The following is a 22,843-nucleotide window of genomic DNA, read 5'->3' as shown; positions in this document are numbered from 1 at the left end:
TAAAATTGATGCGGTTTTTATTGATTTCAAATTAGTGGCTAAAACCCTGTAATTTCATTACATCACTTAAGTAAAATAAAATTATATCTTTATAAGATATAAGGATATCAACGGAATTGAGTTGTCATATAGTTTGGACAACGAAGTATAGATATAAAGGGTTGAAAGGAGACTTTTAGTTGCGTTGTCGAGACTTGCTCATTCAGATTTGTATTAAAGAAGAATTAGAAAAATTAAAAGGAGCTTAAGTTAAGATTGTATTTATCATCATATAGAATATTTCCTAAAGCAAAGTATTAGTTTTTGGTGAAACAGTTGAAGGAGAGATGTTCGAGAAAATTGCAACAGGAATTTCTTTAAATAGGAAAAATGTATTGGGCTAGACAGTTTTAGGCAACTAGACATGGAATTCGATGTACAGGTAATATAACGGATGAAGTGGTAAATACATTTGGAGCATCACAGTACCCCAATTCATATAATTCTAATTTATAATAAGTCGAGAAAAAAAAAGAGAGACTTTAGTCTCTCTCGTAACACACCTATGGACTTCTAGTCGATAGTGGTTTAGTTTCCATGTTTGGTTGGTATGATGTTATTTTACAGCTTTATCTACCACTATTTTATTATCGCGGTTAGCCAGTTCCCAAGCCGTGTAAAATATTAAACGCGTTCTGTTTTCTAGTAAATCGTATTCAATCTTATCCGGAGTGTCTGTTGGTTTATGGTAATCGGCATGTGTACCGTTAAAATAAAAAATAACAGGGATATTGTTTTTAGCAAAATTGTAGTGGTCCGATCGGTAATAAAAGCGGTTCGGATCGTTATCGTCGTTAAAAGTGTAATCCAATTCAATATTACAACACGATTTGTTTACAGCTTCCGAAATGTTGTGTAAGTCTGTACTTAGTTTATCGCTTCCTATTAAATACACATAGTTTCTGTTGGTGTTTTTTCTGGTAGGATCGGTTCTGCCTATCATGTCGATATTTAAATCAACCATAGTGTTGTTTAAAGGTTTTATAGGATCGATATCGGCGTAGTAGCTAGATCCTAAAAGTCCCTTTTCTTCGCCTGTTACATGCAAAAATAAAACAGAACGTTTTGGGCCTTCGTTATTGTTTTGCGCTTGTTTAAAAGCTTCAGCTATTTCTAAAATGGCAACTGTTCCAGAACCATCGTCGTCTGCACCATTATATACCTCGCCATCTTTAATACCTTCGTGATCTAAATGTGCCGATATTACTATAATTTCGTCTGGTTTTTCAGAGCCTTTAATAAATGCAGCAACGTTTTCGGAGTTAAAATCTTCGCTTACCTTTTTATAGTTTAGCTTGAAGTTAGAGGCTAATGTTTGAGGTGCACTTTCGGTTTGTATGCTAGGTAAAATGGTTTCTGCTAACTTGGTGTTTATAACAAAAAAGAACAGTTCTTCTTCTTTGTCTTGAAGCGTCATTCTACCATGCGATTTACCATAGCGATTGGCAGCCATATCGTAAATGTCTGGCGCGTAAAATAAAATGGCTCTAGCACCTTTACTTTTGGCAAGGTCTCTCTTTAAAGCGAATTCTTGTCTGAAATTAGACCATTTGCTTGTAGTTGTTGTTCCTGAAATGGTGTAGGTGCCGTCAGTATTTTTAGGCTCTCCAGCTTTAAACAAAACGACTTTGTCTTTAACATCTAAAGTGGTGTAATCGGAATAATTTTCGGTTTCTATACCATAGCCAGCATAAATAATGTTTGTGGTGTTTATGGTGTTTGATGCGCTAGGAAGTACAGAAATAAAATCTGAAATTAATTCAAAATCGGTATTGTTAACGTTTAATGTAACTTCTGGAGTTTTAATAACTTCTAGAGGCACTTCTTGAAAATAATCGCCATTTGTTTTTGCCGAAGGAATGCCTAAATCGACATACCGTTGTTTTAAAAACTCTACAGCTTTTTTCTGACCTTCTTCTCCTGTTTCACGTCCTTCAAATTCATCGGAAGCATAGGTGTATAGATCTTTTTTTAATTCATCGGAAGTGATGGTGTTGGCGTAAAAATTAACATCGTGAATTTCAGTTGGCTTAGTCGTGCTTACATTTTTGGTTGTACTACAGGCCAATGTAAGTACAGCCATACTAGATAGCATGAATGTTTTTTTCATGAATTACGTTTAAGGGTTAGGATTGCGATATTACAAAATAAGCACAAACATCTGATTGTTTGCTTGTTGTTTTTAACAAAAAATTATAGGCTCTGGCTTAGTTGTCATCATTATTTAAACGTGGTCTTTGCGCTTGGTTGGCTAATTGCCACGCTGTAGCAAATACATATTGGGCTCGCTTTTGTAGCAGCTTGAAATTTATTTTATCGACTGTATCTGTAGGTTGGTGGTAATCTTGGTGTGTACCATTAAAATAAAATATAATAGGAATATTATGTTTGGCAAAATTGTAATGATCCGATCGGTAATAAAAACGGTTTGGGTCGTTGTCTTGGTTAAACGTATAATCTAAATCGAAATTAAAATACGTGTCGTTTACTTTTTCAGATATAAAATGCAAATCGTTACTCAATCTATTAGAGCCTATTAAGTAAATATAATTAGGGTTGCTGGCATGTTTATCGTCTACACGACCAATCATATCTATATTTAAATCGGCTATTGTGTTTTTTAACGGAAATACAGGATGTTCGGTGTAAAATCGTGAACCATATAAACCAATTTCTTCGCCTGTAACATGTAAAAATAATACAGAGCGTTTCGGGGCATGTCCGTCTAAAGCTGCTTGTTTAAATGCTTGTGCAATTTCTAATATCGCAACCGTACCAGAGCCATCGTCGTCTGCACCATTATAAATTTCGCCATTGGTTACCCCAACATGATCTAAATGGGCAGAGATGATAAGTACTTCTTCCGGTTTTTCGGAACCTGGTATATAGGCTAAAACATTTTCCGACGTACCTGTGCCTTCGGGTAAGAACGATTCTGGTACAACTTGAAAATACACAGAATCTGCTATAGGAGACGCAATGTGTTGCTCTTTATAGATGTGTTTTAAATAATTAGCTGCTTTTTTCTGACCTTCTTCTCCTGTTGCACGACCTTCTAACGAATCGGATGCATAAATAGTTAAATGCGTTTTTAATTCGGGAATGGTGATGCTTTTTGCGTAGTGCGATACCAGTGCAGTATCTATAATGGTAATGGCTTTTTTCTGGTTTTCGATTTTAGTCGTGTACTTTGTAGTTGCACAAGATCCTACCATAATAAAGGCACTAAGAATCGTGAAAAATTGTATTGACATGCGATTTTTTTAGTTTGCCAAATATATGTAAATCAAGTAAATAGAAAAATGATTTTTTATAGAAATACGCAATTAGGTTTTAAGCTAGCAATAAACCAGATATATAGCTAATTAAAATACAAAAGGCCAATTATTTACATAAAAGACCTTTTGTTGTATTGGGTTTTGTGGGGTTTATTGCCATCCACCACCAAGGGCTTCATATAAATTTACCACACTAAGTAATTGATTTAATTTCGTGTCTACAACATTTAATTCGGCATTTAAGGCCGCTGTTCTTGCGGTTAATAAATCTAAATAATTGGCGTAACCGTAATTCAACAGAATTTCAGAATTGGTTTCGGCTTGTCGTAAAGCTTCAACTTCTTTTTCTCTAAATTCGAATTTTTTAGTTTCTGCTTCGTACACATATAAGGCATCCGAAACTTCATTTCCAGCAACTAATAGCTGTTTTTCGAAATTCAATAAGGCTTGTTCCTGTTGGGCTTGAGCGACTTCGTATTGGGTTTTTATAGCGCGTTTATTAAATATAGGTTGCGCCAAACCACCAACTATATTAGCAAAAATAGAATTGGCACTTATCCAATCTTTTAAATCTAAACTTTGAAAACCTCCCGAAGCTGTTAACGTTAAAGATGGGTAGAAGTTACTTTTTGCCACATTGGTCAATTCGAAAGCATTAATTAAACCATATTCTGCCGCCATAACATCTGGACGATTGCGTAGTAATACCGATGGTACACCTGTTTTAAGGGCAACGTCTAATACTTGTTGATCTAAATCTGAACGTAAAATGTCTTGTCCTGTTTTTCCTAAAAGCAAACTGAAAATGTTTTCGGTTTGGAAAATGGCTTTTTCAATATCTATTTTCAAAGCCAAGGCGCTGTTGTATTGCGCGATAGTTTGGTCTACCGCAACTTGGTTTACTTGGCCAGACTCTTTTAAAGCTTGGATGGTTTCAACACTTTTTTCTCTAGCCTGAATAGTTTCGTTAGTAACTTTTAATTGCATATCTAAAGCTAAAAGCTGATAATAGGTAGAGGCAATGCTAGATACCAGAGTTGTTTTAACAGCCTTATGGGCTGCAACCGATTGTAAATAACTGGCGTCAGAAGCACGTTTGGTACTTCTTATTTTTCCCCAAATATCTGCTTCCCAAGACAGGTCTGCTGAAAGTTGATACTGTGTTAAACCACCATCGAAAAACGATCCAAACTGGCTGTTTTTAGACAATTCTTGGTGGGTAACAGTAGGGTTTACAGATAGCGATGGATAATATCCTGCTTTGCCTTGCTTGGCATACGCCTCGGCAGCTGCCATTTGCTGTAACGCTATCCTGATATCGATGTTATTTTGTAAACCTTCTTCGATATACTGATTTAAATACGAATCGGTAAACAGGTCTTTCCAAGATACATCTGCCATCGATAGACTATCGGTTGGCAGATTATCTGTTCGGTATAAATTTGTAGTTTCTTCAAATTCTGGGCGTTCGTAATTTTTTGCCACAAAACAACTTTGTAATGTGGTTCCAACCAAAATTAAGACTACAAATTTTAATGTATTGTATTTTAGTTTTGATGTCATATTATTTTTCTTCTTCAATGTGTTGTTCTATTACTGCAGGTTTACTGGATACTTTTTCTTGTAACCATTGGAATAAAATAAAGAGGATTGGAATTACAAATACCCCTAAAAGTGTACCTATTAACATACCTCCGGCAGCACCACTACCAATAGAGTTGTTTCCTTCGGCACCAACACCTTTAGCCAATACCAATGGCATTAAACCTAAAATGAAAGCAAACGAAGTCATTAAAATAGGTCGTAAACGTGCTTGTGCACCATGTATCGCAGCGTCTGGAATACTTTCGCCATGTCTGCGGCGTTGTACAGCAAATTCCACAATTAAAATCGCATTCTTAGCCAATAATCCAACTAACATAATTAAGGCAATCTGGAAATAGATATTGTTTTGTAAGCCCATCATTTTTGTTGTGAAAAAGGCTCCAAACACCCCTAACGGAAGCGATAAAATTACAGCAAATGGTAATAAATAACTTTCGTATTGCGCCGCTAACAAGAAGTACACAAATACCACACATAAAATGAAAATAATAACAGTTTGGTTACCCGCACTTACCTCTTCACGTGTTAAACCAGAATACGCCACATCGTATTGGGTTGGTAGGTTTTTAAGCTCTTCCTCAATAATGCTAATAGCATCACCAGTACTAAATCCAGGGTTTGAAGCTCCAGAAATTTTAGTGGAATTATATAAGTTAAAACGTGTTACCGATTGCGGTCCGTAAACACGCTTAAGTTTTACAAACTGGGTAATAGGCGTCATGTCGCCACTCCCTGTTTTAATGTATAATTCGTTTAAGGATTCTTTTTCCGAACGATTTTCTGGTGCGGCTTGTACATACACACGGTATTGCTTACCAAATCTAGAAAAATCGGCGGCATAAATTCCTCCAATATAACCTTGCATGGTTCCGAAAATAGAACTAATTGGCACGCCATATTTTTTGGCTAGCGGCACATTAATTTCCATTTCGTATTGCGGATATTTAGTGTTGAAAGACGATTGTCCGTATTGAATGGCCGGATGCTTCATTAAACTACCAATAAAGTCTTGTGTAGCCGTTTCTAAATCGGCAAAGTTACCACCAGATTTATCTAAAAGGTTAACCTCAAAACCTGACGATAATCCAAATCCAGGAATACTTGGCGGTGCAAAGAAAATAATCTGAGCCTCGGGAACGGTGGCTGCGATACCGAACAATTTACCAATGATTGCAGAAGCAGCTTCGTCGTCGTTCTCGCGTTCTTCCCAATTTTTAAGTTTAATAAATCCTAAACCATAGTTAGAACCTGTACCACTTATTAAACTTCTACCGTTAATTACCGTTACGCCATTAACACCTGGTATCTGTTTTGCTTTTTGGTACATATCTTGCATTACCATATTGGTACGGTCCATAGACGATCCTGCAGGTAACTCGACGTTCATGAAAATAATACCACGATCTTCATCTGGTACGAAACCAGTAGGAGTGGTGTTGGCAGCCCACCAAATTCCTACAGAAGCAAGAATTAAGATGGCGGCCGAAATCCATTTGTTTTTATATAAAAAACGTAACGATTTTCCGTAACGTGCCGTTGTGGCATTAAATCCTTTATTGAATCGGTCGTAAAAGCCTTGAAGGAAACTTTTCTTTTCGTGGTCTTTCTCGTCGTGACCTTTTAAGAATAAAGCACACAACGCTGGACTTAACGTTAAAGCGTTTACTGCCGAAATTAAAATGGCTACAATTAAAGTTACCCCAAATTGCTCGTAAAATACACCTGTTGGTCCTTGTATAAAGGTAACCGGAATAAACACCGCGGCCATAACCAAGGTAATGGAAATAATGGCTCCGGAAATTTCGTGCATGGCATCTAAAGTTGCTTTTTTGGCACTGTGTTCGCCTTCATCTAATTTGGCATGAACGGCCTCTACAACCACAATGGCATCATCTACCACAATACCGATGGCCAGTACCAAAGCAAATAAAGTTAATAAGTTGATAGAATACCCAAATACACCCAAGAAAAAGAACGTACCAACAATAGCTACAGGTACCGCAATGGCAGGGATTAAAGTTGATCTGAAATCCTGTAAAAAGATAAATACTACAATAAATACCAAGATAAAAGCTTCAATAAGGGTGTGTTTTACCTTGTTCATGGATGCGGTAAGGAATTCGTTAGTATCGTAATTGATAACATAATGAACACCTTCAGGGAAATCTTGAGATAAACGTTCTAATTCCGATTGAATTTGCTCGATAATTTCCTGCGCGTTCGATCCTGCCGTTTGATAAATCCCCATGTTGATACTCGGGTTTCCATCTGTAAATCCATAAGAATCGTAAGATTGTGCATCTAATTGAATATCGGCGACATCCTTCAAGCGTAAATATTGTCCATTATCTAAGGCTTTAATTATGATGTTGCTGTATTGGTCTTCCGATTTAAATCGTCCGCTATAAGTAATCGTATAGGTAAATGCTTGTCCGTCGTTTTGTCCCAAAGCACCAGCCGAAGCTTCTAAACTCTGTTCTCTTAATGCCGCAGTAACATCGGCAGGCAAGAGGTTAAATACAGCAAGCTTTTCGGGTTTCAACCAAATACGCATGGCGTAATCTTGGCTACCAAACACGTTTACGTTTCCTACACCTTTAACCCTTTGCAGAGAAGGTATCACGTTAATTTTTAAGTAATTCTGAAGATAGGTTGCATTGTAATTTTCATTTTCGGAATACACCGACATGAACATTAAGGCAGAGGTTTGTTGCTTTTGCGTTAAAACCCCGGTTTGAATCACTTCTTGAGGCAATAACGGATTGGCACGTGCCACACGGTTTTGTACGTTTACCGCCGCAATATCCGGATCGGTTTCTTGGTCGAAATATACCGTAATAGATGCCGAACCAGAGTTGGAAGCGGTAGAGGTAATGTAGGTCATACCCTCAACCCCGTTAATCTGTTCTTCAATAGGAATAATTACACTTTCCATAATGGTTTCGGCACTCGCACCAGGATAGGTGGCATTTACCGTAATGGTTGGCGGCGCAATATCGGGGTATTGCTCTACAGGAAGTGTGGTAAAACCCAGCACCCCTAAAATAACTATGATGATGGAGATTACGGTAGACAGTACCGGTCTCTCTATAAATGTTTTTAACATAGGACTTTATTGTCTAAAAAGATTATTGAAATAAAGGTTTAATAGGTTTTGAAACACTATCGAAAACCACTTCTTGTGGTTGTATAACTGTATTGTTTCGTAATTTTCCAGTACCGCTGGTAACAATTTTATCACCTTGTTTAACGCCAGACGCTACAACATATAAGTGGCTGTTTTTGTCTTTAACGTTTACAGGAGTTGCAACAGTCTTGTTTTCGCCATTAACAACGTACACAAAAGTTTGTCCTTGTTGCTCGAAAGTTGCCGACTGCGGTATAACTACGGCATTTTCGTATACAGTAGGAATACTAATTGTACCACTATTTCCGTTGGTTATTAATCCGCTAGGGTTATCAAATATCGCTCTAAAACTTACGGTACCAGTTGTAGCATCAATCTGGCCAGTAACTGTTTGTATTGTACCTTCTTTTTTATACTGGAATCCATTAGCTAATGTTAGGTGTACCTTAGGGAAATTTGCTACTTTCTCTTTTAAGGTATTTCCAGGTGTATTTTGAAGGAAATCTAAATACTTAGTTTCGTTCATAGAGAAGAACGCATAGATTTGTTTGATGTCCGACACCGTTGTTAATGCGCGCTGACTTGTAGCACTTACCAGCGAGCCTTCTCTAAAATTAATCGCACCAACAACACCATCTACAGGGCTTTTTACAGTAGCATAACTAATATTAGCATTTATACTATTGTAGTTACTTTTAGCTTGCGCCAATTGTGCTTTTGCTGTTTCTAGTTGTACATTACTAATAATACCTTTTTCTACTAAAGGTTTTAACTTTTCTACTTCTACCTCAGCCACATTAACCGAAGCTTTGGCAGCATCGGCATCTTGGCTAAGCGATTGAGTTTCTAGTTTAAACAAGGCTTGTCCCTTTTTTACGGTTTCGCCTTCATCTACCAATACTTTTTGAATGTAACCACTAACTTTTGCTCTTACTTCGCTGGTAATAATACCTTCTATACTCGTAGGGAAGGTTTGGTAAGTGGTTACATTTTTTTGAGGAACTGTTGTTACAGGAAACGGTAAAGCCTGCTGCTGCTGTTGGGGTTGTGCCGCTTTATCGTTACCACAACTTATAAGGGTTGTCGCTATCATGGTTAGCGAAACTAAAGTGTAAAATTGTCTTTTCATACGTTTTTTTTGATGCATTAATTTGATTGATTATTAATCATTTTCTCTTTTAATTTAGAGACTAATAACATAGACTCATCTAGAAATGTTATGTAATTGTTATGAAATGCGAGATCGAATTTGTCGTCATCGTCTGTAGTAGAATGATTTACTTTTTCTTTAAAAGCTTTCATTTCTAAATGCAATTCTTTATCGGAATTCCAATAGGCAATCATTTTGTCGATATGCTGAATTATATGATCGCCATTAATGGTAAAATATTTTTTTCTGTCGCCTGGTTTAGTAAAATACTCCAAATGTCCTAAATCTGATAAATGATTTAAATGGGTAGATATGGTACTTTTACTGGCGCAAAGGTGCGTTACTAAATCGTCGAAGGTAACGCCTTTTTTTCCTGTTAAGATAACATAAGAAATGATGCGAGCCGCAACAGGAGCCATTTGGTCTTTATTTTCTATAATAACCCCAAGCTTTTCTACCAGTCTATGTTTCTCTTTCAGGAGTTCTTTCTCCATCATAATTTAATTTTTTACAAAAATAGTTTTGGTTCGGGAATTTCCGAACTAACAAAAGTTAAGTATTTGTTAAAATATTTATAAAATTAGATTACGAGTGTTATTATGTTGAATATTAGGTTTTTACATTGTTTTGTTGAAGCTTGTTTTAGCGGTTATACATGTGGATGAAAGAATTATAAAACGATAAAAGCCCCAAATTCCACCATAGAATTTGAGGCTTTTGAAAAAAACACCATGAGTTTTTAATATTGTAACTTGTGTTTAAGTTATAACGTACATGAACATTCTCCAGGTCCTTGAAAAATATCTAAACCTAAAGTAATCATGTGTGTCCCGCTATTGTAACCAAAGAAATCGTTAATAGTTACTTGGTAAGAATAAGCAAAATAAAACTTGTTTACTTTTAAACCTACCATAGGCCCTAGGTTTAATGGCTGCATGAACTGGTCGTTAAGAAATCTGTACGATACACCAGCCCAATAATAGTTTTCGCGATCCCGTTTTCTAAACTTCACATTGATATCGGTTGTAGAACGCCCGTCACTTTCAAAATATTGAACATAGGTTGATGGCTCAATTTCGAAGTCATTATTATTTTTAAAGACATATCCCGCATAGACTTGGTAGTTACGAAGTCGGCCTGGTTCGTTAGTGGCGTAAATCTTCAAATCTTTATTTAAAAGGTTATTTATGTTTAAGCTGATATAAAATTCATTTAAACGGTATAGGGCAGAGACATCGAAGTTGTGGTTGATTGTCTTTCTGTCGTCTGTTACCGACGAATCGAAACCGTTAAACTCTTCGTAATCTAATCTGAAGGTATTGATGTTGTAAGACAAACCTAAAGACAAAAAGCTGTCTGTTTTGTAATTTAAAGTTAAATGATGTGCATACGAGAATTTAGCACCAAATTGATTGGTATATCCGTTTTTATCGTTGTAAATAAAAGCGCCTATGCCAGAGCGATCTCCAATACGCATATCGCCAGAAACCGATTGGTTATCTGGGGCATCTTTAATGCCTACCCATTGGGTTAATCCGTTTACTCTAACTTTTATGTTTTCGCCAATACCGGCATAAGCAGGTGCCATAATAAATGGGTTATCTGCTAAATATTGGGTGTAGGTTGGTATGGTTAATTCTTGAGCTCTTGCTAGAGTACCCATAAGACACAGTAGCATAATTAGGTTAAGTTTTTTCATGGTATTTGTAGGTTTTATATGGGATGTTTTTTTATAACTCTGGCTAGTTTGGGGCTAGCCAGAGTGTTTGGGTTTTGTTATCTGTACAGTGTAAAATGACCAACATAATCTTTGGTATTGCTTGGGTCGTTTAGGTTAATTACATACCAGTAATCTCCTGTTGGCAGGTTATTACCATCGTATTTACCATCCCATTTTTCATTAACACGCAGGGTAGATACTACTCGGCCGTAGCGGTCGTAAATTTTAGTGATAATGTTAGGGTAAACAAAAGCGTTTATTGGTCCCCATTCGTCGTTTTCACCATCTTCATCAGGCGTAAAGAAATTATCTATTTCTATATCTAATTTAGTAACATCTAAAATAGCTTCACGCTGACAGCCAAGCTCATCGGTTGCGATAACATGAAGTGTACCACTTTCCTTAATAATGTACACATTGTTGCTTCCGTAGTCTACGCCATTAAAGGTGTAAGTGTAATTTCCTGTACCACCCGTAACTTCGGCAGTTACTTCGTTAATGTTAGTTTCTTTAACATCTAGAGCTAATGGCAGCGCATTATCAACTTTAAAAGAAATAGTAGAAGAACAGCCAGAAATGTGTTGTACTTCGACTTCGTAAGTTCCAGAGGCTAAGTTCATGAATTCACCACCTGTTTTAGAAGCTTCACCATCTATAAAGAACGAAGATTCTGCGGCTACACTTTCGTCTAAAATTACCGTCGTAATGTTTTGCTCGCAGCTATACTGTGTTTCGATAGTTGGAACAATGTCTACCGGTGCTGCTAAAGTAGCTTCAACAGTAGTAAGACATCCGTTGGCATCTTTTACGTAAATGGTATAGGTTTGTCCACCATTTAAGCCATCGAAGATTAATTGGCCTTCAACAAAATTGGTATCAGGGTCTAAACTGGTAAAGTATGGTGCTGTACCAGAATTTCTAATAATTTCAATTTCGATCGCACCATTGTCGTCGTTACCACAATATTCTTCGAACACCTGTTTTACGTTAGCTTGTAAAGGTGTAGGCTCTGTTACGGTTTCGGTAGTTTCGAAATAACATCCTAAACTATCGTAAACTCGTATTGTGTAGGTACCAGCCGTTAAGTCGGTAAATGTAGTTTCGGTAGTTTGCTCGAAATTAGGCGAGATGGCATAGGTGAAATCAGCACCTTGTCCGCCACTTACATTACTAATGGTTATGGTTCCGCTAGCATCTCCAGCACATAAAGGTTCGGTATGATTAACATCTGCTGTAATAGGCGATGTTGGAGCAATAATAACTTCTACCGTTTGTATACACCCATTGATGTGTTTTACCGAAATCGTGTGGGTACCAACTGGTAAATTAGTAAAGCTATTATTTGCTGAATAACTACCGTTATTTAGAGCATAAGTAACATCGTTAGCAACCGCTTCATCTACCGTTACAGTCACTAAGTTTCCTGCAGCGTTGGCTGTACAATTGGCTTCAACGGTTACGGTAGGTTCGAAATTGATTCCTGAATTTATACGTGTAGTAAGCGGAACAATTTCGCAACCATTAGCATCTTGCACTATAATGTTGTAATCCGTATCACCTTGTAATGCTGTAAAAATATGCTGATTACCAGTAACGGTTTCGAAAGCACTTCCATTAATGTTTACTAGATAAGGAGTAGTTCCGCCAGTAATATTAACGGTTATTGTGCCATCTTCTGCATTGTAGCAAACTTCGTGAGTTGCCGAAGCCGTTGCTTGTAACGAAGCCGCTGGTTGCGTAATGATATTATTGGTTAGCTCTACCTCGCAGCCTAAGCTTGTGTCTAATACTTTAATAGTATAAGTCCCTGCAGCTAAACCATTAAATACATTGGTACTTACATAATTGTAATCTGGAGAAATCGCATATTGGTAATTGCCTGAGCCGCCAGTTGCTGTAACTTCTATAGCTCCACTAGAATCGCCGTAACACAATACTTCCGAAGTTGTATTTGCTGTAGCAGCAATCGCTGTTAAATCATCGATTGTAAAGGTAGTTTCTTTAATACAACCTTCGTCGTGTTTAATGCTTAAAGTATACGTGCCAGCAGGTAAGTTTGTAAATACATTTGCTGTTTGGTAGTTTACACCATCTATAGAAAATTGAACGGCATCTTTCTCTTCATTATTCATGGTTATAGTTACCGTATTGCCTATGGTATTAGCATTACACGAATTGTCTATTGTAATTGTAGGCTCTAAAATAGCACCCGAATGTACAGTAATTGGTAATGGTGTAATCTGGCAGGCGTTAGCATCTTTTACATACACGGTGTATTCTGTAGCACCTTCTAAAGTTGTAAATGTATGCTGGTTTCCTGTAACAGCAACAAAGTTACCATCGTTTAATTTAATTTCGTAAGGTGCTGTTCCGCCTAAAATATCTACAGTAATGGTACCATCGTTAGCTTGGTAACAAATTTCTGATGTAGGAGTTGCAGTAGCTGTTAAAGCAGCTGTAGGTTCGTTAATTACAATGTTATCTAAAGTTATTTCGCAACCAATTTCATCTAATACTTTTACTTCGTAAATACCTGCTGTTAAATTACTGAATGTATTTGACGTTTGATAGTTGAAATCTGGTGATATTGCATATTGTAATTTGCCAGTACCACCAGTTGCGTTTATTACAATCTCTCCGTTATTGGCTCCAAAACAAGACACATCTGAAGCTACATTGTAATCGGCTGTTATTGGTTGTAACGGTGTAATTTCAAAATCGATGGTTTTTAAACAACCATTACTGTGTAACACATAAGCGGTGTAACTGCCTACAGCGACATTGGTAAATGTATTGGTCGCGTAATAATCGGTTCCATTAATAGAGTATTGTACTTCATTTTGAACCTCATCGTTCACGGTAATAGTAACATCGGATTGAGGGGCATTGTTAGTACATATGTTTTCTATAGTTACCTCTGGAGTCATGTCTACCGCAGGATCCATATACAGTTCTAATGCACTTTCTATGGTACAATTATTGGCATCTGTAACATGAACTTGATAGAATGTGTCGCCAGATAAACCAGTAAAGGTATATTCGTTTCCTGTAATTTCGGTGAAATTAGAAATGATATTACCGTTACCATCAAGTCGTACCGAGAACGGTGCTGTTCCTCCATTAATATTAATGGTTATTGTACCGTTAGTTTCGCCTAAACATTGTTCTCCGGCACTTGCAGTAATTTCTGCTTCAAGTTCTGCTGGTTCGTTTATAGTTACTTCAATAACTTGAAAACATCCACTTTGGTCTTGTATATATACCTCGTAATCTCCAGCGGCTAAATCTTCAAAAGTATTATCGTTTACAAACTGTTTAAAGTTAGGTGAAATAGCATATTGAATGATACCTGTTCCTCCTGTTGCCGCAATAGTAATGGTTCCGTTGTCTTCGCCCTTACAAGTAATATCTGTTTTAGTGTATGTAACATCTAAAGGCGTCGGATCTGCTATGGTTACTTCTTCCGAAACAGCACTACAATCACTACCACTATAAGCTTTAACTTGGTATGTTCCTGCTGCTAAGTTCTCGAAAGTACCATTGGTTTGTGGTCCTGCAATTACAGTATTTGAATTAAGATCTACTAACTCGTAAGTATAGTTACCTAATCCATTTTTAGCTTTAGCTATTATTGTAGCATTATTACCTCCTGAACAGCTTACAATTGCACCAGAAAGATCTAAATTAATACTTACAGGATAAACAGGCTCAACTTCAACTTTATTTGTTAAAACAATATCACAGTTTTTGGCATCTTTAATATAGTATTGGTAAGTGCCAGCTGAAACGTTAAACGTTGACGGATTAGTCAAGGCGCTAAAGTTATTACCATCTGTACTGTATTGGTAAGGTGCTGTTCCGCCACTAACCGATAAAGTGATCGAAGCATCTGTACTACAAGTTGCAGAGGCATTTAAGTTTAAATTACCCACAATAGCATCCGATGGTTCTGTAACTGTAACATTAGCAGTTATAAACTCACAGTTCCATCCGTCGGTTACTGTAACATAATACGTGCCTGCAGCTACGTGGTTAAATACGTTGTTAGGTTGTGGTCCAGAGCTAATGCCTGTTGCTGTATTTACTAATGTATATAAATACCCGCTACCTTGTCCGCCCGATACATTACTTACTGTAATAGTAGCGTTAGCATCGCCAATACAAGATAAAGCTGTTGGAGCAGCAGTAATATCAGCCGATATAGGTGTAGGGGCTTCTAGAGTAATGGAGTTAGAAATAAATTCACATCCGCTTGCGTCTGTAACAGTTACCACATACGTTCCAGCTCCTAAACCTTCAATGCTATTGTCTGATGATGCTGCCTGTAATATGGCATTAGTGGCTGCGTTGCTGAATTGGTATAATAAAGCTCCAGTTCCGCCAGATCCTATAGCCGTTATAGTTCCTAAATCGTTAGTACAAGTTACTCCGGTAGTTTCAATGGTAACATCGATTCCTGAAGCAGGTGATGAAATATTGAACACAGGCGTATTTGTAAAACAGAATGGTTTTTCGGTTTCGGTAATTTCAACGTAGAAATTTCCTGCTGGTAAATTAGAGATGGTTAAAGTGTCTTGAAACGGATTGATTGTGCCTCCAATAGCAGGTGCCAATTCGTTACCATCTACATCACGTACGCCATAGGTATAAGCACCTGCATAACCTGTAATATTAATGGTTACGCTCCCGCTGAAATCGCCATAACAGGTTACTCCAGTTGTAGATACTATGTCGGTTTCGATGGTGTCGTACGGTTCTACTACATAAGGTTCCGAAATCGCATAACATCCCGTAGCGATGTTTGTCATTTTAAAAGTGTAAGTACCTGGCTCGTCTAAAATAAATTCATCAGACGTTTGAGGTGTTCCCGATGGTAATAACTGATATAAATAATCGGTTGGATTATCGTTAATAGTTAATTTGATACGCTCGCCATTCGCACAGCTAATTTCCTCTAACATATCAATTTGAATATTTTCCATGTTAGGTAAAGGGGCTATAATAACGGAAGAAGTGACTTCGCAGCCATTAGCATCTTTTACATAGGTTTGAATGGTTTGAGCTGCGCCGTTATCTAATACTTTAAATGTATTGGTCTCGAAATAATCGGTGCCATTAATACTGTAGTAGTATGGTGTGGTTCCTCCATTGGCATCTATGGTTACTGTAGCAGCATTTGTTGTGTTGTTTGAAGCACAAGCAAATTCGGTTGCGGAAGCAGAAGCCGATAATAGGCCTGGTTCATTTATAGAAACTGTAAGGTTGTTATTACAGTTTCTAGCAGAAACAACTTCGATAAGATATTCGCCAGCGACTAAGTCTTCGAAAATACCAGAATCGTTACTTTGTGAAGCTACACTAGGGTTAATTCCTGTTATGGTGTAGGTGTAAGGTAAGTCAATCTGATTGTTTGGCAATCTTACTGTTATACTACCATCGGTATTACCATTACAGCTAACATCTTCAACTTGTACATTATTGATATCGAAATTAACTGGAGTTCCTGCAGGGATATCAACTTCAATAGTTTTAATACAGCCCGTGGTATTGTCTGAAATAGTTACGGTATAGGTTCCCGCAGAAAGTCCAGAGAAAGTGTTTCCAGATACATTTCCGTTTGCAGGAGAAATACTATACGAGTAAGATCCCGATCCACCAACAGCATTTACAGTTATTACACCGTCTGTCGCGTTACAATCTGGTGTAGCCGAAATTGTAGGTGTTGCTGTTCCGTTTAATGGCGGATAAATGGTTGCTTTTTGTTCGGAAGTACAACCATTAGCATCTTTAAGTACTATGGTGTGTTCGCCCGAATTTAGATTTGTTAATTCGAAAGATTGTGTACTGTCCTCTGTATAGCTTTTAAAGGCCGAACCATTAACACTATACGTAAAAGGAGCAATGCCATCGCTATCTCTGGTAACCACTAAAGTAAAATTACCTTCTTCGCCACAAATAGTATTGCTGTCTACCGTTAAGGTTAAGGTAGGTGCTGTATCTGTAGGAAGGGTAATAGTTGCAGAAGTCTTTTTAATACAACCATACACATCCATGGCGTATACATCGTAATCTCCGCCATCGGCGTGGAATACTTTAGTGTCTACCCACGGTGCATTCGCATCTGGTGTAGCGCTACCCGCAGATATAAAAATGTATTTATAAGGCGCTGTACCGTATTGTGCCTGTGCTGTGATAACACCAGCTTCATCATAACAGTTATCGTTTTTGGTTACTGTAGCCGTTACTTCCAGAGGTTGGGCAGATTCTGTAATATTAAATGCTTCTGAAGCTACCGAACAGCCACCAATTTCTTTAAATAAAATGTAATACTCACCAGGCTCTAAGTTACCTAAATTTGATACCGTTACGTCATCACCTGTTAAGCCTGACTCAGATCCTGTATAACCAGTAGATATATTAGAGTGGGCTTTAAAAATTTCGTAAGTGACTTCTGTAGTTGCATAATTTCCGAAGGTAAATGATACATTACCATCTGCACTTCCTGTACAGGTAATATTGTTTTCTTCGTCTATCGTAGCAGTTAAGTTGGATAAGGTATCGATAGGTGCCGCAGCTGTTTTTATAGAATAACAATCTGTAGTTTTATCGTGTACTACGAAAGTGTACAATACTCCAGGTGTTAAACCTGTAAAGGTTCTTGTTTCTGGTGTACCTGGATCTGATGGTAAATAATTTGTTGCATACGGTGGAGTATTGGTTTCCAATATAGCAAATTCGTAGTTGGCACTCGATACAGGTGCGTTAACAGTAACGATAGCCGTACCACCAGTGTTACAATCTGATGTTGCTGTAGAAATATCTACAGTTAGGTCGGTAGGAGGTGAAGCTATTATAATGTTTTCTTCTAATAAAGAACATCCGTTAGCATCTACAACGTTAACTTGGTAAATACCATAATCGATTACTATAAAAGTGTAATCTTCTCCATCTACTGGAACGTAAGAATCTGAGAATCCAAAATTATTAGTTACGTAATAGGTGTAACCTGGTGTACCACCAGATACATTTTTTACAATAATTTGACCAGTTGAAGCTTGTGGTGTACCAGAGCCATCGTCGAAACCATCACAAGTAATGTCTTTAGTTTCAATTTCAAAAGCTATAGCATTAGGTTCTTTAATCTCTACATCTTCGCTTATTGTACAAGCATTAGCATCTGTAATGGTTACCGTATAGGTTCCAGCTGCTAGGCCGGAGGTTTGACCATCAATATCTACACCTTTGTCGTTTTCGATAGTGATGGTGTAAGGTGGTAATCCGCCTGCCGGTTCAATAGTAAATGCGCCGCCATTATCATCATGACATAAAATTTCTGAAGTTATAGTAATGATTGGATCTTTTAAACTAAGTTTAGGATCTACAATAACACCTGAAGATTCTACAGTACAACCGTTGGCATCGGTCACCAAGAAGCTATAAGTACCTTCGGTAGCAGCATTGTAAATAAACTCTGTTCCTGTAAAAGCTGTTTTAGAGGAATAGTTACCACCATCTTTAGATACTTGATATGCGTAGTTAAGTGTGCCACCAGAAATACTTACTGTTATTTCGGCATCTGGACTTGTAGTACAGTCTAAGTTTTTGGTCAGTATGGCATCAATTACCATTTGTGGTGCTATAGTTTGTGTAATTGCTGTAGCAGGACACCCGTTAGCATCTAAAACATCAATAGTATAGTCGCCAGGTGTTAATCCGCTAAAGGTATTATCTGATTGAAAAGCACTTCCGTTTATACTGTAAGTATATGGAGCTGTACCACCGTTTACAGAAACTACAATTGTAGCATTGGTTGTGTTGTTAAAACATAAATCGGAGCTAGCATCTATCGTAGCAACTGGCGCTGTTGTAGATTGTAACTCGAAGGTATCTGTTACCGAACAACCAGCTACATCTTCAATCGTATAAGTGTAGGTTCCAGATTGTGTTAATCCATTAAAAGTAGGATTGGTTTTAGGCCCTTTGCTAGTGCCGTCTGGTAATGTTAAAGTGTATTTTTTGCTACCCGATCCGCCAGTAGCCTTAAGTGTAACGCTTCCTTCGGTACTACAAGACATTGGTGTAATTTCATGCGTGCCAGGTGTTAATGGGTTGGCGGCTTCCGATACGGTAACGCTAGCTGTTGCTTTACAGTTTGTAGATTCGTCTGTAACCTCAATAGTATAGGTTCCTGCACCGTAATTAAAAGTTAAGCTCGCATTGGTTTCACCAGTAGTTACAGCACCTCCATTTATGCTATAGGCGTAAGATGTTTCAAATCCGTCTACAGTAAAACTTACTTCGCCAGTAGCTGTACCAACACAATTTACATCGCTAAGTACATTGGCTTCGACTGTTACAGGAGAAATCGATTCTATAGTAAAAGAATCGGACAAGCTACAACCTTTATCGTTTGTAATTAAAAAGGTGTACGTACCTGGAGCCAAGTCACTAAATGTATTATTTGTTCCGTTATCCACGGTAACAGGTGAAGTGATTTCGTACTGATAAGTACCGCTACCTGTAACATTTAAAGTTACTGAAGCATTAGGCGTGTCGCATGAAATTTCGGTACTGCTAAATGTTACCCCTTTAGGCGCGTTTACAGCATCGATTTTTATGGTGTTTGTGGTAAATGTACAGCCGTTTGCATCGCGTATAGTAATACTGTACGATCCAGCTGTAAGATTGTTAAAGATGTCGGAATTTTGAAAGTTTACGCCGTCTAAGCTATACTCATAAGGTGTATTTCCTCCGCTAACATTTTGAGCTTGTATGCTTGCATTTTGATTACAGTTGTACTCCTGAATTAAAACAGCTTCACCAGTAATTGAAGACGATCCTTGAATTTCGGCAGTATCGTTTAACGTACAAGTCGCGCCTTGTAATGTATAATTGATTACAATATTGTATTGCCCATTACTTAAATTGCTAAACACGTTAGAGGTTTGAAAATTACTTCCGTTATCTATACTATATTCTAAAGTGTAACCATTAGTGTTATCTACATTAATACTAATACTACCTTGGTCTGTACCAGCACAAGTATTGTCGGTGGTTGCAATGGTGTACGAAGGCGCATCTGCTTTGCTAACTTCTATAGAAGTTTCGGTTTTACAGTTGTTAAAATCGATAACCTCGATGGTATATGTTCCAGGAGCATCTACATTAAATGTGTTTGCAGTTTGGTAATCTGTAGCATTGTTAATATAGTAGTAGTATGGTGGCGTACCCCCTTCGGTTGTGATGGTAACTTGACCGTTGTCGCAACCCACAGGAGCAGTTAAAGCCGCAGTAACTTTTAAAGGTTCTGGTTTTGTGATGGTAATATCTTCGGAGTAGGTACATCCGTCGGCGGTGGTAACACTAACGGTGTACTTACCAGCGTTCAGATTATTGAACTCGTAGTCGTTATCATCTATTGGTCCAACTTCATTTAAAACAGTATTGCCTTTTTCTATTTTATAAGTGAATTGAGGATCTACATCGTTAATTTGAATACGAATGATGCCTTTGTCTGTAGCACATAATGGTTGGGTGGCTAAAACATCTACAGTAAAATCTCTAGATCGTACCGGAATATTGTCTAATACAAATACACAAGTTTCGGTATCTAAGCCTTTTGGTCTGATGTGTATGGTGTAATTACCCGCCGTTGCAATGTCGAAGCTATTGGCGTTTTGATAAGGGCCGTTTTCTCCATTAATACTATACTCGTAGCCATCTGGCACACCATGAACAGTAATGTTACCATCGGTATCGCAGCTTATATCTGTGTGCGTTTCGGTAGGGGTGAATAAGTTTTTATGTACATTAAAATAGAAGGTAACAAAACAGCCGTCTTGGTAAATAATTCGAAGCCTGAATTCGCCTGCTTCATTAGCGGTATAATTGGCTTCTGTGCCTACTTGGCTCCAAGTACACGAGCTGTTTTTATTGGCACAATTGGTACCAGAATCGTTACAGCTTCCTTCATTAAGTTTTTCCCAAACAATGCTTTCGGCATCGGTAATATTAGATTCTAATAATTGCGTATCGCCTTCACCACATAAAAAGATAACAGGTAGTTTACTGTTGTCGTCTGGACAGGTTAGCACTTTATCGGCATATTTAAGAATTGGGTTAGGAAGATCGGCACCAAATAAAACCACATTTACGGTTTCGGTAATTGAAATACAAGGTTTATCTGTTGTATTTACAGATGTGTAAATTCCTGGTTCTGTAACCGTAATGGTTTGGGTAGTGCCAAGTGGTGTACCGGTAGCAGGTGTACCTTTGTACCATTGGTAAGCTTTATAGCCATCGCCAGCTGTAATTTGCATAGAGTCGCTACAAAGTACTTCTTCGCGCTCGAACGTACAGCCATCGATATCGACTAAAAAGTTAGTCGATCCCGGAGTTGTAAGTCCGCAATTTCCAATACCCGATACACTTGGGTTTTCGTTGCCTACCACATTACCCGAAGTTTCGCTGTAATAGGTAGAGTAGGCTAGGTTTTGAATGATATTAGAACAAGCGTCACGTAGTTTGTAACACTCTTCTATAACGCGTACTTTGATACGGATTTCGTAAACGGGATCTTTTTCTTCAACTAAGTCGTCTGGGATTTCGAAATTTAAAGTATGGGTGGCCTCGTCGTAAGTGTAAGTTACTCCAGGCGCTCCGTTTAAATTCATTTCTAAAAAATTAACGTTTACCGGTAGTACATCTTTAATACTGTAATTAACAGCATCGTCGTTACCTGTATTTTGAAATTGAAGTACGTATTCTAATTCTTGCCCCAAAGTTACGTCTCCGTTGTTAATATTGTTTCCAGCACCATCTTCAACTATTTTAGTAAGTGTAATGTCTGGTTGAATAATTTCTACAGCAAAAGCATTAAAATAGAAATGGAATACATCGGTTTGTGTTCCTAAAGTAATGGTTGCTGAGGTATCGTTATTGGCAATAATATTGTTATCTGGGTTATCGATTTCGATAATTCCGGCATCGTAGCCTAAGGTGTTACTACTATTTGGGATTCTAACATCTACACCCGAAATGGTGGTAACGCTACTGTTAAAAAAGTTGTCGTTAGGTCTGCCGTCTGCAGACATTTTGTATCCGTTTATAGCAAGATAATCCCCAGAAAAACCGTAATCGCCTTCTAAACAAGCGAAAGCGTATTTAGCGCGTACTGGCCCAATTGGAATGGTTTTAAATCCTTCAATAGGAACATCTAAAACATAATCTCTACCAATGGCACTAAATCCATCGAAAGACACGATGGCTTTTCCTGGTAATAAAGGATCTTCGTAAACCACAAACAACGACCATCCAGCACTTGTACCTACACTTTCCCAATTGGCATTTCCTGTAGACGCTAAGACATTGGCTACAGTATACGTACCTTCTGGATCTGATAAATTTTGTATGATACTTGTAACATCATAATAACAAGCAAACGATTTGGATACGCCTTGAATAGGGGTGTTTACCGCATCGTAAATAAGTTCTCCTGTAAGGTCTTGATAGCTACCGCCCGGAGTTTTAAATTTTATTGTATTAAGAGTCGATCTGTCGTCTTCAAAATAAATACCAGACCAATATAAACCTGCATAAATAATGTTGTAACAGTCTGTAGGCACGGTTAAATTGGCTGAACTGGAACTGAACGTTGAATCGTCGTTATCTATGTCTATGTAAGCCATATTTAAATTCGCGTTCATTTCTGTGCCCGTGTAAGCATCGTTTGGACCGTTACCATTGCCATTGGCATCTCTGTTAAGAATGTTATTTCCAACAAGTAGAATGTCTCCTTTTAAGGTCTGGTCGAATCGTGGCGTAAAAGGCACGTGAGTTCCGAAATTGTTTTGCGCATACGTGAGGACGCTGCACAGCAACATAGCGAAAATCAATACTGATTTTAAGTAAGTAGGTTTTTTCAT

8 protein-coding genes are annotated in these 22,843 nt (G+C 37.8%); all 8 read right to left on the bottom strand.

The genetic code is table 11. The annotated features are described in order from the left end of the window. Positions 1-595 precede the first annotated feature (595 nt). Entirely contained in the window at positions 596-2,149 is a 1,554-nt protein-coding gene (locus tag ACR9EA_RS09030; protein WP_435131840.1) for a M28 family peptidase, read from the bottom strand. Between the two features lie 97 nt (positions 2,150-2,246). Further along, positions 2,247-3,293 carry a M28 family metallopeptidase gene (locus ACR9EA_RS09025; RefSeq protein WP_435131838.1) on the bottom strand — a complete coding sequence of 349 codons (1,047 nt, stop codon included), beginning with the start codon at positions 3,291-3,293 and terminating at the stop codon, positions 2,247-2,249. A gap of 174 nt (positions 3,294-3,467) precedes the next feature. Then, positions 3,468-4,880: an efflux transporter outer membrane subunit gene (locus ACR9EA_RS09020; RefSeq protein WP_435131836.1), complete on the bottom strand. Its 1,413-nt coding sequence runs from the start codon at positions 4,878-4,880 to the stop codon at positions 3,468-3,470. A gap of 1 nt (position 4,881) precedes the next feature. Continuing rightward, a complete protein-coding gene (locus ACR9EA_RS09015; RefSeq protein ID WP_435131835.1) occupies positions 4,882-8,028 on the bottom strand; it encodes an efflux RND transporter permease subunit in 3,147 nt (1,048 codons plus the stop codon). Between the two features lie 22 nt (positions 8,029-8,050). Beyond that, positions 8,051-9,178 (bottom strand): efflux RND transporter periplasmic adaptor subunit, encoded by a 1,128-nt coding sequence (locus tag ACR9EA_RS09010; RefSeq protein WP_435131832.1) that lies wholly within the window; start codon positions 9,176-9,178, stop codon positions 8,051-8,053. A 17-nt stretch (positions 9,179-9,195) separates the two neighbouring features. After that, positions 9,196-9,696 carry a GbsR/MarR family transcriptional regulator gene (locus ACR9EA_RS09005; protein WP_435131830.1) on the bottom strand — a complete coding sequence of 167 codons (501 nt, stop codon included), beginning with the start codon at positions 9,694-9,696 and terminating at the stop codon, positions 9,196-9,198. A gap of 266 nt (positions 9,697-9,962) precedes the next feature. Continuing rightward, positions 9,963-10,898 carry a PorP/SprF family type IX secretion system membrane protein gene (locus ACR9EA_RS09000; protein WP_435131826.1) on the bottom strand — a complete coding sequence of 312 codons (936 nt, stop codon included), beginning with the start codon at positions 10,896-10,898 and terminating at the stop codon, positions 9,963-9,965. 77 nt (positions 10,899-10,975) lie between these two features. Beyond that, complete coding sequence (locus ACR9EA_RS08995) at positions 10,976-22,843, bottom strand: T9SS type B sorting domain-containing protein (protein ID WP_435131823.1); 11,868 nt, start codon at positions 22,841-22,843, stop codon at positions 10,976-10,978.

It is taken from the genome of Formosa sp. A9 (assembly GCF_051200825.1).
Classification (GTDB): Bacteria; Bacteroidota; Bacteroidia; order Flavobacteriales; family Flavobacteriaceae; genus Formosa.
The sequence above is the reverse complement of the archived record's forward strand: the minus strand, read 5'-3'. Positions and strand labels throughout refer to the sequence as shown.

Bases quoted from the DNA above. Each gene is read 5' to 3' on its own strand.
- ACR9EA_RS09005 (WP_435131830.1), bottom strand. From the start codon at position 9,696: ATGATGGAGAAAGAACTCCTGAAAGAGAAACATAGACTGGTAGAAAAG.
- ACR9EA_RS09030 (WP_435131840.1), bottom strand. From the start codon at position 2,149: ATGAAAAAAACATTCATGCTATCTAGTATGGCTGTACTTACATTGGCC.
- ACR9EA_RS09000 (WP_435131826.1), bottom strand. From the start codon at position 10,898: ATGAAAAAACTTAACCTAATTATGCTACTGTGTCTTATGGGTACTCTA.
- ACR9EA_RS09025 (WP_435131838.1), bottom strand. From the start codon at position 3,293: ATGTCAATACAATTTTTCACGATTCTTAGTGCCTTTATTATGGTAGGA.
- ACR9EA_RS09020 (WP_435131836.1), bottom strand. From the start codon at position 4,880: ATGACATCAAAACTAAAATACAATACATTAAAATTTGTAGTCTTAATT.
- ACR9EA_RS09010 (WP_435131832.1), bottom strand. From the start codon at position 9,178: ATGAAAAGACAATTTTACACTTTAGTTTCGCTAACCATGATAGCGACA.
- ACR9EA_RS08995 (WP_435131823.1), bottom strand. From the start codon at position 22,843: ATGAAAAAACCTACTTACTTAAAATCAGTATTGATTTTCGCTATGTTG.
- ACR9EA_RS09015 (WP_435131835.1), bottom strand. From the start codon at position 8,028: ATGTTAAAAACATTTATAGAGAGACCGGTACTGTCTACCGTAATCTCC.